The organism is Geomicrobium sp. JCM 19039 (genome assembly GCF_000698145.1).
GTDB lineage: Bacteria > Bacillota > Bacilli > Bacillales > Marinococcaceae > Geomicrobium_A.
This window is the reverse complement of record NZ_BAXB01000013.1, coordinates 61,949-75,988: the sequence shown is the minus strand read 5'-3', so window position 1 is coordinate 75,988 and position 14,040 is coordinate 61,949. Positions and strand designations below refer to the sequence as shown.

The 14,040-nt window shown below is 44.0% G+C and carries 10 protein-coding genes; 1 reads left to right on the top strand and 9 read right to left on the bottom strand.

What is annotated here, in order from left to right:
• Positions 1-8: 8 nt before the first annotated feature.
• The 5 genes from JCM19039_RS13270 to JCM19039_RS13245 form a co-directional block, all read right to left on the bottom strand.
• The gene (locus tag JCM19039_RS13270; RefSeq protein WP_042427921.1) at positions 9-515 is read right to left on the bottom strand and encodes a hypothetical protein; all 507 of its coding nucleotides are present in this window, start codon (positions 513-515) and stop codon (positions 9-11) included.
• A 1,123-nt stretch (positions 516-1,638) separates the two neighbouring features.
• Positions 1,639-1,881 carry a hypothetical protein gene (locus tag JCM19039_RS13260; protein WP_042427915.1) on the bottom strand — a complete coding sequence of 81 codons (243 nt, stop codon included), beginning with the start codon at positions 1,879-1,881 and terminating at the stop codon, positions 1,639-1,641.
• Positions 1,882-2,821: 940 nt separating this feature from the next.
• On the bottom strand, positions 2,822-6,457 hold the full coding sequence (locus JCM19039_RS13255) for a hypothetical protein (protein ID WP_152550209.1): 3,636 nt from the start codon (positions 6,455-6,457) through the stop codon (positions 2,822-2,824).
• A complete protein-coding gene (locus tag JCM19039_RS13250) occupies positions 6,396-6,854 on the bottom strand; it encodes an S-layer homology domain-containing protein (protein WP_042427908.1) in 459 nt (152 codons plus the stop codon). The genes JCM19039_RS13255 and JCM19039_RS13250 overlap by 62 nt, the downstream gene beginning before the upstream one ends.
• Before the next feature lie 555 nt (positions 6,855-7,409).
• Positions 7,410-8,210: a DUF6612 family protein gene (locus tag JCM19039_RS13245; RefSeq protein ID WP_042427905.1), complete on the bottom strand. Its 801-nt coding sequence runs from the start codon at positions 8,208-8,210 to the stop codon at positions 7,410-7,412.
• Positions 8,211-8,612: 402 nt separating this feature from the next.
• On the opposite strand from JCM19039_RS13245, the gene JCM19039_RS13240 reads away from it, so the two are divergent.
• Entirely contained in the window at positions 8,613-9,656 is a 1,044-nt protein-coding gene (locus JCM19039_RS13240) for a C40 family peptidase (RefSeq protein WP_052398791.1), read from the top strand.
• A gap of 676 nt (positions 9,657-10,332) precedes the next feature.
• Here the strand turns inward: JCM19039_RS13240 and JCM19039_RS13235 are convergent.
• Genes JCM19039_RS13235 through JCM19039_RS26600 form a run of 4 tightly spaced genes read right to left on the bottom strand, consistent with a single transcriptional unit; the run spans position 10,333 to position 14,020 of the window.
• The gene (locus JCM19039_RS13235) at positions 10,333-11,529 is read right to left on the bottom strand and encodes a M20 family metallopeptidase (RefSeq protein ID WP_081834515.1); all 1,197 of its coding nucleotides are present in this window, start codon (positions 11,527-11,529) and stop codon (positions 10,333-10,335) included.
• On the bottom strand, positions 11,526-12,737 hold the full coding sequence (locus tag JCM19039_RS13230) for a M20 family metallopeptidase (protein ID WP_052398790.1): 1,212 nt from the start codon (positions 12,735-12,737) through the stop codon (positions 11,526-11,528). The genes JCM19039_RS13235 and JCM19039_RS13230 overlap by 4 nt, the downstream gene beginning before the upstream one ends.
• 18 nt (positions 12,738-12,755) lie before the next feature.
• Positions 12,756-13,556 (bottom strand): SLC13 family permease, encoded by an 801-nt coding sequence (locus tag JCM19039_RS13225; protein ID WP_255343665.1) that lies wholly within the window; start codon positions 13,554-13,556, stop codon positions 12,756-12,758.
• Entirely contained in the window at positions 13,550-14,020 is a 471-nt protein-coding gene (locus tag JCM19039_RS26600; protein ID WP_193744236.1) for an SLC13 family permease, read from the bottom strand. Before JCM19039_RS26600 ends, JCM19039_RS13225 begins: the two co-directional genes overlap by 7 nt.
• Positions 14,021-14,040 lie beyond the last annotated feature (20 nt).

Here is a 14,040-nt window from a genome sequence, read left to right as displayed (position 1 = left end):
TTATATAGTTATTGTGTATTTGGCATGAAAAACGAGGTGCTCAGTCTCTTCAAACTTTTTCCAATGTGCTGATTAGAATTGAGGATTCCCTCCCAGTAAATTCGCAATGCAACACTGTAAACAGTTAAAAACCCGAATTGCAAGATGGCAAACAGCCCAACAAGCATTGTAATGTGTTCTGAAGCAAAACTTGTAGAAGCAATTAGCAATAATGAAATTGAGAATATAGCACGTCTAAACTTTATCATCTGAGCATATTCACGGTTAAAAACTCGATTTGTTTTCTTTTGTCTTCTGTGATTCATGACCTTGAGTATACCTATTGCAGAGCATGAAGAAGTAACTGCAAAAACAATTGCCATTTCCGAGTCCATTAACCAAGTAATATCATATATTAACAATACAAATATTGCAAAAGGGGTAAATAAAACGACCAAATCATTTAGAGTTGCCGGGTTATCAACTTCATTCTTATTTTTCAATTTTTTTAATCGTGTCATTCTTGCATTATCCATTAAAAAATCCTCCTAATAAATATTTCAAATTTGAACAGGGGTAAACAATTGACCACGACAAAAATTCTAACCAAAAGTTGTATCAATTCCAAAATCGTAAGTAGTCATTGAGCATCGTTTTTAACTAACAAACAAGATAATTGAGAATAGCTCACTAACCAATAAAACTTTCAACCAACTCTTTGTCATAGGTTATTAAAATTTCAATATGGTGGTGATATGGCTTCATGGCAATTAAACACTTTTAACACTCCGCTTTTCACCTCAATTTCTATCTTGTTTTCACTTTGCAAATTTCTTCTTATAAAGTTCCCACCTTTAAAATAAGAAAATTAGCTTTCTCAAGGCTTACTTTAGAATTGTTTTTGAATATGAATCCATTGCCAATAAAGATTCTTGTTTATTTAGTACTGACTAAGAGAAGTGGTAAAAAGACTGGAGGTTATCCTCCAGTCCTTCTCTCATACCATTTATTTACTCCATTGTGAATTAAAGTAAGAATTAATAAACGTCATCTGAACCAACATAAGTCACTCCATCTAGTGTAACGGTAATCCTCACGGTTTCAATCGTATCCCCTTCTTCAAAGTTGGTTCCAAAAGTCCAAGAGCCGCCTTCCCTATCATTATTTGGGTTCCATAGAAAGGTTGTTGTTAATCGATTACCTAACAATAATTCAATCTTAGAGGTGTTTCTCACTTCAACACCATTGGTAGTTATGGCTGTAAAATTAAAATCACCTGGCGCAACGGTCTTTCCTTGAAGTTCACTAGGAAGGTTAACCCGCACTTGATTTCCATAAATTTGTCCATCAAAATTGTAAGGTCTTTCATAGTCTATACTAATATCTATTTCTTCATATTCGCTATTCCCGTCTCACGATCGGGCATTCACCATGCAGGCGACTTTCATGCACAAAGCGATCCGTCAAATTTGCACAAAAGGCCCCCACCTTTCCTACTATTATATTAGTTTAATATTCCAATATCAACACTAATCGACTTAATTATTTAATTATTATAGTATATTTAGATTTGCATGAAATATAGGCTAGACTAAAATATTTATAAAAAAAACACCCAAATAAATTGGGTGTCTAAAGCAAGCAACTATGCTGCACTTGCTAGATATTTTCTAAAATGTATTCACGACTGTATTGACCATCATACACCCCACCGTCAACTCGTAAGCGAAACATTGTTTCTGCACGCTGATTTAAAGGGAGATGATAGACATTTTCTCGCAACTCAATCTGACCCCACTCACGACTTTCTGGAGTAATCATTTCTACGATTACATTTCCATCTTGTGGCTCTTCAAAATTAAAAGTGACAGTGATTGATGCTTGACGTATTGTTTTTTGCATCACCTCTTGAAAATCAAAAATGTCTGGTACGGGTTCGCTATTCCTGTCTCACGATCAGGCATTCACCACGCAGGCGACTTTCATCGCACGCGGCGATCCGTCAATAATTTCGCACAACAAGCCCCCACTTGTTGAGAAAAGTATGATGCAGGAAAGACCTATGTTCAATAGCTTCGACGAACAAAGTGTCTAGTTTACAATATATATCAGATAAAAGCCCATTTAAGACACATAAACTGACAAATACCTTATTTTTGCATAACAAAAAAGAAGGAGCCAATTGGCTCCTTCTCCGTTGCTAGTGTGAAATAGGGGGTCACACTAGCCGATTATTATTGTGCAACGTCATTGACTGGATTCCTTCACTCCACCTGTTTTCTCCTCCAACACAGTTACCTGCATTGTGCAAACGGCAGGCTTCACAGTTACTACGAATCCGCTGCCACTTACAAAGGTCTCAGGCTCATTCCAGCCTCGCGTTTGTAAGCTTCAAACGTTCCGTTATGTGTATCCCTTGTTTTGATTCCCTTAGGCTCCCGCTCTCGAGCAAGAGAGACGTCGACTACAGCAATTACGACTGCAACCTATCGTAAGGAGGCAGATGCCGAAACCCTAGCATGCGATATTTTCCAAAGCACCTGCTCCCTCTAGCCCCATCTACACGGATTCGTCACCCTAGCCATAGGAACCTTTTAAGGAGCTCCGCTCGCCATTTGGCGCTACGACTTCACCTGACTTCGCCCCCTTCCACGGAAATGCGTGTCACTGGACGCAGGAGATTAAGCACGTGGTCATATAAAGTTTGCTGAACCACGGGTTAGGCTTTCACCAACCAATTTCCACATAACAGTTAGAAAGAACCCCACCTCTCGGGAGGCGGGGACTTTCCCTCTGGTTTACTCATTGTTTCAGAGCTTAACAGAGAACGTTTCGATTAGTTTTATTCAGGGTTAACAGTTAAATCAAATGTATCATTAGCAGAAGCATCTTCATCTGTTACTGTAACAGTAACAGTGTATTCTTCACTAGCATCAAATAATTCAATTTCAGAAACAGTTGCAGTAAGTGTTCCGTCTTCAGCAGTTATATCACCATCTGCAATGCTTACTACTTCTTCACTGTCATCCTCAATAACAATTGCATAAGTTACATCGCCAGTTTCATTAGATAAATCGATGTCTAATTCTAATTCTCCATCTTCAAGTTCAAGAGTAGCGGAGTTAATTGTGATAGATACATCTTCGTTTTCGTCTCCATCATCATCTTCATCTTCATCATCATCTACTGGGTTAGCAGCATTTACGTCTGTAATGAAGCTTGCAAACTCATCTCTAGTAACAGGAGCGTCATCGTCAGAAGAAAGAACTAGATCTTCGTATGCTTCAAAATATGCTTCTTGGTTCTCATCATAGAAGTCTACGTCTACGAAATCTGCAATAGCGCCCAGAGCTGTGTGGAAGTCGTTTCTTTCACGATCAGCGAATGCTGCAATAAGTGCTGCACGTGCTTCTGAGAAAGTTTCAAATGGAGCTTCTTCGTCTTCTTCATCAACTTCACCAGCGTCATCAATTACGATGTAATCAATGAAACGGCTGTTCTCTTCAGCTAGGACTGCGCGAACGCTGTTTCCTTCACCAATATCACTTAACCAGTTAAGGTTTGAAGTATTGATTGTTAGTGTGTCACCTGTGTTGCTTACAAGGTAGCCGTCAGCTTCAATAGTGAATGTTGTTTGTACACCATCTACTTCGAAGCTAACTGTACGATTTGTAAGTGATTCAACAGTTAACTCACCAGCTACAACTGAAGCATCTTCAACAGCGCTAAGTTCTGTAACAACTCCGTCTTCGTTCACACCAATTTCTGCTAATGCGCCACGAACTGTTTCATCATCTGCATTTTCAGCGTCTACAAGACCACTGTCATTGCCTTCATTTTCATCGTCGAGGTCTACATCAAATGTTTGACGCTCACCATTTACGATGGCAGTAAGTCGAGCAACTTCAGTTCCTGCAGCATTCAGCGTAACGCTGTCTACAACGACGTTATAGTCTGTTACTGCACTCTCGATATCTGTATTGTCGATATCAACGACCAGGTAATCAACGACACCGTCAGTGCTGTTGCTGTGGTATACCGTTGCTTCGTGTACTAGATCGAAGTCTTCAATCTCACCCCAGCTATATACACCCTCAAGGTCTCCATCTCCATCTTGAAGGAACACTGGAGTTTGACTGAATACACGAACGTTGGCTGGATCATCTTCCGTACCAAGGTTTAGGAAGTTTTGACCTACATTTGCAGAGTCTAGATCACGACCAACATTAAAGCTTGCTGCTGGTGCAAGAGTATTAAGCCCTACAACTTCTCCATCTGAGTTACGAACAAGGTCAATGATTTGTCCTGCAACGTTATTGGTTTCGTCGATAGTAACTGTACTAATTAAGTCACCCTCAGCACTGATTTGAATTGAGCCAGTGCCGTCACCAGCGAAACTAAATGTAAAGTCATCAACAATCCGATCATCGTCACTAGAAACCGCTTGACCAGGTGTATACCCATTCAATGTAGTAATCGTTTGGTTGGTTAGAGTGACAGCTTCTGCCTCACCTGCAGTGTTCACGTAGTTTAGTTCAAGAATTTCGCGGTTTCCTTGAGAGAATGCATTTGCATCCGCAGTAAGGTAAGCGCCATCTTCACTACGTACTAGGCTACCAAGGTCACCTAGAACAAAGGAGATTTCACCTGCACGGTTAAGATATAGAGAAACTGGCTCATCGCTGTTCTCGAAGTCCTCAAAAACTTGAGCAGTTAATGGTCTTACTTCATCATTTTCATCAATGTAGTACGCACTGTCTGTATCGAAGTCATACTCGACGCCATCAATGACTACACTGTCTTGGAAGATGCGGTCAATGTTTCCAACAACAACGTCATTGTATACTTCTGCATACTCTGCACTGTCATTGAAGAAGAGGTTATCTCCACGAGTTAGATCCCCGTAGCTGATCGTTTGACCATCTTCAACGATTGTGTAATCGTTAACGTCAAGTTCTTGACCGAATCCAGAGACGATTCCGTCATTTACTTCTTCAACAAGAATTGAAGCATCCCAATCATACGCATCGTAGAATGCAACTTCACCTTGGCTGTTTAAAACAAACTTCGCATAGTCAGCTGTTGGGCCGCCTACAGATGCGAGTGATGTTCCAACTTCGCCATTGTAACGAAGGTCATAACCATCAGCAAGGTCATACCACTCGCCATTAAGGGCAATTTCAACTGGTGTATCGCCATCGAATTCTACATCAGTTACAGCACCTAGAAGTACCTCTTCGTCAGCGATGAAGAAATCAACGATGTCATAGTTGCTGTTGAATGCTACTGTACCGCCTGTACCAAGAACAGCTTCGAAGTCTGTTCCTTCATATGCATTCAATGTCGTTCCATCGTTAAAAGTGACTGTTTCGTTGCTCGCGCTTGAGTCAACCACACGTACATTTTCAAGATACCCCGGGCGCTCATATGTGTAAGATGCTGGAGGGAATCCAGGAATCGTCATTTGGAAGACATACTCACGAAGTGGCTCTAAGTATGCACCGCCACCTTGATCAGATGATGCTAAGAACGTTACTTGTGCTGATCTACCATCTTCGGCAAGAACAACAGAAGCAATTCCGCGACGTTCGTTTGTGATCGCATCACGAACGACAATGTCGTTTACAGAAAGTTCTTCTACTGTAGAATTGAATGTAAGTTCTACCGTTTCACCGATGCGGTCAAGAGCTTCTACACCGATGCCGAATTCCATTGTGTAGTTCACGCCGTTAACAATCCACGTACCTGCTTCAGGGAATACTGGGGCTTCAACGAATTCGAAAAGTGCTTCCGTATCGTCAGCAGCAAGGTCTTGTGGATATACTTCGTGTGTATAACCATTAGGGTCTTGAACAACGACAGTTGCGTCTACGAGCTCTTCGCCTGGAGCGTCAAATTCTACGTAAACGCCGTAAGGAGTGATCGCAGTAACTTCTGTTACATCAACCGGAGTTGTTGCTTCTGCGCCACTGCCGAGGAATGTAAGAGAAGTACGCTCGCCGTTGTAGTAAAGGCGGTATTCTTCTTCTGCTGTTTGTGAAGAAGTTGTAAGGCTTACGACGTTGTTCTCACCTTCTGGTCCAGCAACAACAGTTGCGTCAAGAACTTCAAGACCAGGGATATCGAACTGCTCAGCGTCAACGCCTGTAACTTCACTATTAAATGTAACGTGTACAGTTTGGTTGTTTACGGCTTCGATATCTACGAGGCCTGCATCCAATGTGTTGCGTACGTCCATGGCACGGTCAAGGAAGACAGCCATTTGTGTACGGTCAACAGATTCTTTTGGACGGAAGTTCCCGTTGTCGACACGTGTAATGCCGTGGTGGGAAAGGATTTCAATGTTCTCAAGGTGAGCTTCATACGCGTCATCAAGGTCAACAATTCCGTGATCTGCGCCTGGAATAGGATCAAGGTCAAATGCACGAACAAGGTATAGAAGCCATTTGCTCACGGGAGATGACTGTACCTGCATCAAATTGCGTACCGCCATGACGTCCAATGATGATACCTGCTTCATGCATTGCCGATGCAACATCTGCATATACGTGATCTGCACTTAGGTCTTCAAATGGTGTTGATGTTACAGGTGGTGTATCCAAATCAATTGCGTTTGCGAGCATACGTGCTGCTTGCCCACGGATGAGTTGCTCGCTTGGACGGTATGTACCATCGGAGTAACCATTTACAATCCCTCTGTCTGCTGCTCTTTGGATTGTTTCAAACGCGTGGTGCGATGGAGATACATCCGAGAATCTTTGCTCCTGAGCGTCAGCAACCTGCTGAGGCGTAGTGACAGCAAATGCTGATGCTGCCATTGCTGCAGTCATCGTACCTGCAATAAACTTTCGGTAAGACTTTGGTTGGTAAGCCATTCTTACTCCTCCTTTTGTATAATGCACAAGTTGCCTCTTTAGAATTATGAAACAACTTTGTACCGCCATTCTTAACTTCTGAGACATTTCGGACGGGCGACAAATGGTCAAACTACATGATGATCATTAGTAACTCGTTCCTCATCGCCTCCTTGGTAACTTCGTCAATCACCATATTTTCCTAGATTGCAAGACTACCAAGATTCATTATATAGACCTTGAAAACCACCTGTCAATTAAAAACTAGGCGGTTTTTCATAAATCCATGCAATTTATTCCAGTTCGTTCTTGCACTAGTATGGATATTTCGACAAGTTGTCACCAATTTTACAATATGAAGACATATATTGCTAGTTTTTTCCGAGAGTATTTTAATCTTCTTAACAAAATTAGGATTTTAGTCCATTTATTATACTTTTTCGATTGTTTTACTTGTCATTATATTTGATGCGTATGAATTATTTATAGGAATATGTATCTGATCATACATGCTCGGCAGTGGATTACAAATTAAAAAAACGGACGATGAGTCATCGTCCGCTCTTCTTCATTCTTTTAAAGCAGTTCTTCTTCGTCTTCCTCTTCATCATCTTCTTCTTGCTGCTCTTCTTCAATTAACCAACGGACGAACGTTTCTAAATCGCCATCGATTTCATTGATGTATTCGTAACGAAGGCTTTGCTGATCATCAATCTGATGCAAGTCCCCTTGGATGTTGACGAGGAAACGATACCGGGTATCAAATTGATGAAGTTGATACGTCTCTTTATCGATAAACGCGACCATATCAATTCGCTCAATTTCAATAGAATCTTCTATTGCACCTTCCAAGTCCTCTTCAACTACACCCCACTGTTCCATCTTTTCCATAACGAGAGGAATATGTTGCTCCTGGTCGGTACGAAACGACACTTCATAGTAGTCTTCAATTTCTTTCATAAGCATCGACTGTTCGAATGGCGCATACCGATCCATTTCATCGAGAGGGTTAATCATGTCAACGACCGTACTTTGTACGTCGTCTGCAAATTGCGTCGGTTCACCGTCTTCTTTATAGTACGCTTCGTCACCATCAATCATAAATTCGAATTCCAACGGTTCATTGAAGTCGACAAGATCCATCGTACTGATCATATATAATTCAAACGGCTGCAAACGCGTTGCCCCGCGCGTATTAATGTTCGTCGATTCGCCGCTCACATTCAAATTCTGCCACTGCTTAAAATGGGTACTTTCCGTCGAGTCTGCCATCACTTCTTTTGAACGGTTAAAAATCTCTTCAGGTTGCTCATGTTGCCCACAGCCTGCTGCCACAACGAGCAAAGAAAGGCCGAGCGATAATCCGAGTTTCTTCATACATACTCCTTCGTGTGCCTGTGTTCAATTCTATCTTATTTTAGCCGATCGAGAATTCTTTGTATAGTGTTGTTACAACCATGTTACAAACGAGAATACAAGGCGCTTCTAGGGACTTATACATGAGAAATGCGGCAAGAATCGACATTTGCACGGAGAATTCTGTCGAACCCTCTTTATTCCGAAGCTTAATTTGCCTTTATTTTACGATATTGTGACATATAATGTTTCATTCTGTCTTCAACTTGTTACATAACTGTAAACGTCATGGCTATTTTCCTATGATAGACTATGAATTGTTCAACCAACACGACAACTAACAAACACAATTACATACTTACATAAGTTTTATTATTCATTACTTAAGTAGCAGGGGTGCTACGGGGGAAGGGGAAAGTAACATTGCGTAAATTCTTAATGGCTGCGGCCAGTGCCGTGCTGGCGTTCTCTGCATTTGCTGCAGACTACACACCAGCGAGCGCTTCTTCAGCTGCAAATGAAGTGATTGCAGAAGGAAAGAAACATTTAGGAACACCATACCGATTCGGAGGGACATCACCGAGTGGCTTTGATTGCTCAGGGTATCTCGTCTACATCTTCGATCGCGCACTCGACCAAGACTTACCGAGAACCGCCGCCGCACAATCAAATGCGGGCCAAAGCGTCTCGAAAAGCAACTTGAAACCTGGAGACTTAGTCTTCTTTAACACTTCTGGAAGTGGCGTATCTCACTCCGGCATGTACATCGGTGGAGGCGACATGATCCACTCAGCATCATCACGCGGCGTATCCATCGTCAGCATCAACGACCCATACTACTGGGGAAGCCGTTATGTAGGCGCACAGCGTGTCCTCACGGAGCAAGAAGAGGTTGCTTCTGAAACAACACCTGAACCAGAGCCGGAACCAGAACCACTACCCGCAGGACAATATCACGATGTAAACAGTGACCACTTCGCTTATACTGAAATTACAGAGCTTGGCGAAGGCGGCATCATCAACGGTTACTCTGACTACACATACCGCCCACGCGTTGAATTAAACCGTGGACAAGCGGCTACACTTCTCGCACGCGCACTTGATTTGAGTGCTGACGGCGAGCCAGGATTTAGCGACGTATCTGCTACTCACCATAACGCTGAAGCCATTGCAGCTGTAGAGCAAGCCGGACTTTTCGGCGGAAACTCGAACAACGAATTCATGCCATCAGAACCGATGACACGCTCTCACGTTGCATCCGTATTCTTCCAAGCATTTGAACTTGATGAGTATGTTGGTGGTGAAAGCTTCAACGACATTAGCTCAGACGATGCCAACTACGATGCCATTAGCGCATTTGCAACGGCAGGCATCTCAACTGGAAACAACGGAGACTTCCAACCAGAGCGTACCGCAAATCGCGCACATTTCGCAGCATTCTTGCACCGCGCACTTGACATTCAATAAGTGAACCAACCCGTGAGGCAGCCGCCTTGCGGGTTTTCTTTATAATAGGAAGAAACGCGTAAGGCCGCAAGAGGGCGATCCTCTTGCGGCCTCCAATATGTACCGGAGCTTCTGAAGAGTTCTATGTACTCTCATTCACTCCAGCGACCGTTCGCATTCAGGGGATAGCGCCCGGTCATATATATAACTAAGGGGGTATGGGGTTACTTATGATATTCACCATTTTCAAAGAAACTAAACCTATTTTTAAAACTTTTTTTTGATTTTTTTTTGTGGGGAGTAAAAGACAGGGTAGAAAGAACGCTTGCGGGCCGAGGGCGAAGCAAGACCGGCGTCGGTTCGGCGCGCGCGCCGACAAGATGTTAGGGGTTTGGCTATGGGGATGCAGAGAATGGTTTTTGGGCCGGTTGCCGCAGGGGGGGCGGAGTGGCAGGAGCGGGACGAACCCGCGTTCTGCGCGCGAGTTTCCCCCATCTGCGCGCAAGTTTGCGCTTTTTACCGATTTTAGCTACGATTTCGCCAAACTTGCGCGCAGTTTGGGAATTCTGCCAAACAACGAGCAATCTTGCGCGGCCCCACCGGGGCCGGACGAAACCGGTCTTACTTCGGCGCGGCTCGCGCCGACAGCATGTTTGTTCTTCATTCGTGTCCCCGTCTTATTGCTTAGGCTTCGTGTTTATTGTTTTTCGTTTTCTTTTTTCCAATTTTCGAATTCATTTCGGACGTTTTTGAGCGCTTCTGCATCTGTGCAAAGGTCGTATGCAGTCATTGCTAAACCTGCGGCGGCCTGGTGCATCCCGATCATGCCACCCTCGGATTTTGTTTCGTCTGTAAACTCAAACGTATGATTAATACTTTCACCGATTTTTATATACGGATGAATCGTGGCGGTGACTTGGCCGACGTTGCCGATGTCAGATGACCCGATGCCTCCCACCTTTGGGGGCTCTACCACTTCAACACCTATCGTTTCCCAATTGGCTTGGAATAGATGGGCAAGTGCTTTATTGTTGTTGCGCTCCGCATAGACCAGTCCTTCATCAATTTCACACTCCGCACCAACGGCACGGCTTGCTTGAAGTGCTGATTCGAAAACTTTGCTTTTAACGTCCAACAACTGTTTTCTTGTTGACGCTCGAATAATAAATTCTGCTTCACAGTATCCGGGTACAATGTTAGCCGCATCGCCACCATGGGTAACAATCCCATGAATCCGAACGTCATCTGTGAAGAATTGGCGCAAACTATTGATGGCGCTATAGCTATTGAGCATTGCATCCAGGGCGCTTATGCCTTTTTCAGGAGCAGAAGCCGCGTGTGATTCTTTGCCGAAGAACTTTAGCTTCGCGCTCACGCAGGCGAGGCCACCTCGCAGAACCATCGAACTGTTTTTAGGATGAACCATCATCGCTACATCCAGATCGTCAAAAACGCCTGCATCACACATGTATATTTTTCCACCTCCGCCTTCTTCTGCGGGTGTACCGATGACTCTTATCGTCCCGGGCAATGAGGGAAAGGCCTCCTTTAACGCCACGGCCGCTCCTACTGCAGCTGTTCCAATGAGGTTGTGTCCGCATGCATGGCCAAGCGTAGGCAAGGCATCATACTCAGCAAGGATCCCGATAATTGGACCGCCTGGTGCCCCTTCCCATTCGGCAGTGAATGCTGTTCCCAAACCAGCGACCCCTTGATTCACCTTAAATCCTTCTTTTTGTAGGTAGGATGTGAGCCACCCCACAGCTTTTTGTTCATTGAAGGAAAGCTCCGGATGAGCATGGATTTTCAGGGCTAGATCTCGCAACGCGTTGTCATGATTGTTTAATGCTACGAGCAGTTTATCTTTTTCTACGGAAATGTTTTCTGTAATCATTGATTCACCACTCCTTTATCGTTCTTTTCTTCTTCCCATTTTTTGAATTCATCTTTAACTTGTTGAAGTGCTTCGGGCTGTACGCTCAAATCATAAGCTGTCATGGCGAGCGCTTTTGCTGCCTGGATCATACCCGCAATTCCACCTTCAGATTTCGTTTCCTCAGTGAACTCATGTGTATGGTTGGTCGCTTCCCCAATTTTTACATATGGGTGAATTGTCGGAACGATTTGACTGACATTGCCAATATCTGATGAACCAATACCACCTTGAGCAGGCGGGGCATGAACAGCAATTCCCATGGCCTCAAGATTCTCTTTAAATAGCATGGCTAAGGATACGTTCGTGTTTCGTTCAGCGTAAACGAGGTGCTCATCAATCTCACACTTCGCGCCGACGCTAGCAGCGGATTGACGGACAGCGGCATAGACTTTCTCCTTCACTTCTTCAAGCATTGTCCGTGTATTGCTTCGAATCAGGAACTGCGCTTCACTGTATCCCGGTACAATATTTGCGGCATCTCCGCCTTTTGTAATGACACCGTGAATGCGAACGTCATCGGTAAAAAACTGACGAAGGCTATTAATTGCGTGAAAACTTTGGATGACTGCGTCCAGTGCACTAATGCCTTTTTCCGGTGCGGATGCGGCATGAGACTCTTTTCCAAAAAATTTGAACGTTACGCTTACACGAGCTAAACCACCGCGCAGTACCATCGTTTGGTTTTTTGGGTGACACATCATCGCCGCATCAAGATCATCAAAAACGCCCTCTTCGCACATAATAACTTTCCCGCCAAGACCCTCTTCAGCCGGTGTACCAAGCACTTGAATTTTGGCAGGGAGCTCGGGAAATGCATCTTTTAATGCTAGGGCGGCACCAACGGATGATGTGCCGATAAGATTATGCCCACATGCATGACCTAGACCAGGTAAGGCGTCGTACTCAGCGAGTATACCGAGTGTCGGTCCACCTGGTTTACCTTCCCATACAGCAGAAAAGGCTGTCTCCAGTCCGGCCGTTCCACGTTCTACGATGAACCCGTCTTTTTCCAAGCAATCACTAAGCCATGTTGACGCTTTAAATTCCTGATAGCCTAATTCTGGATGAGCGTGGATGTTGAGCGCAAGTTCCCGCAGTTCATCTTTACGAGTATCGACAGCAGAAGCAATGAGTTGTTTGTTTGCAGAAAGGACTTGTTTGTTCAAGGTAATTCCTCCTCTTTATTAATGAATGGGCAGACCAATGAATGGCCAGTATAGAAACGCAGCAAGCAACGTGAACACAAAAACAGCGATTGTGATCCACGTACCGACTTTCAGAAGTTCTTGGCTTGTGTAATACCCTAATGAATACGTAGTCATCGTACCAATGGATTGAGACGGAAAAAGAAACCCTGTACTGCAGGCAGCCAAACAGATCATGCCGAGCCACACCGGGTTAAAACTTGTGCCAACGGCAAACGTTAATGCGACTGGCAACATTGACGCAATCATTGCCGTCATGTTTGTAAACCCAATACGAATGAGCGAAAAGGCACCGAGTAGTGTAGCAGCCAGCCACAGTGGCGGAAGTTCGTTCAGATGCGCTGATGCCAATGATGATGCCCAGCTGACAATCCCCCCTGCTTCAAAGGCAAGTGCCATCGTAAATCCGGCAGCAAAAAGAATAGGTACTGACCAATCGACAGTTTTCACCGTTTCTTTCCACACCATAATTTCCATACCTGGAAGGTAGAGAAAAATGACGATAATCAGAGCTGAGAGTGAGATGGAGAAACCGTGGACAGGCTGTGTAATCCAAAGCAGTATGAGAACTGCATAAAGCGCTACAAGCTTTTTTTCATTCATAGACATCCGACCAAGCTTGTCTTTTTCTTTATGGAAGTAGTCTAAACCCGCACGTTTATTGACGTTTTTAACCGGGAACATCCAGCTGATTACGAGCCACAATACGAGCAAGGTAGCAGCTGTGCTCGGAAGCATGACAACCATCCAATACACATAGGTCCAGCTATATCCTAGCATCGACTCAAACAAGCTAGCAGCATAAACCGATCCCGTAGCACCGGTGATGAGCCGACGGCACAAATGATCGGCGTATACGTAATCGCAAACATACTCGCCTTACCGACATTAGGGTTTTCATCTCCGCCTATGGAGTGGACAATGCCTAGCGCAATCGGAACAAGCACAACAACGCGACCAATTGCATTAGGAACAAAAAATGTAAGAATAAAACCTGCAGTAATGAGGGCTAGAGTGATTAAATTCATGTTTCCTCTCGTAAAGACCAACATATTGTAAGTAATCCGCTTGTCCATCCCTGTTTTTTCAACGGCTGCACCCATCATTAGCATGGCAATAATTAACCAGATGACTTCACGACCCAATGTACTGGCTGATTCTTCAAAGCCAAGTACACCAAACAATGGAAAGAGCACAATGATCATCATTGCTGTGACTGCGGGAGGATTAATCCTGTAAACCAAAGACAGATACCTAGAAATAC

Excerpts from the sequence above, each read along its gene's own strand:
- JCM19039_RS13270 (WP_042427921.1), bottom strand. The coding sequence starts at position 515 with ATGGATAATGCAAGAATGACACGATTAAAAAAATTGAAAAATAAGAAT.
- JCM19039_RS13260 (WP_042427915.1), bottom strand. The coding sequence starts at position 1,881 with ATGCAAAAAACAATACGTCAAGCATCAATCACTGTCACTTTTAATTTT.
- JCM19039_RS13250 (WP_042427908.1), bottom strand. The coding sequence starts at position 6,854 with ATGGCTTACCAACCAAAGTCTTACCGAAAGTTTATTGCAGGTACGATG.
- JCM19039_RS13245 (WP_042427905.1), bottom strand. The coding sequence starts at position 8,210 with ATGAAGAAACTCGGATTATCGCTCGGCCTTTCTTTGCTCGTTGTGGCA.
- JCM19039_RS13235 (WP_081834515.1), bottom strand. The coding sequence starts at position 11,529 with ATGATTACAGAAAACATTTCCGTAGAAAAAGATAAACTGCTCGTAGCA.
- JCM19039_RS13225 (WP_255343665.1), bottom strand. The coding sequence starts at position 13,556 with ATGCTAGGATATAGCTGGACCTATGTGTATTGGATGGTTGTCATGCTT.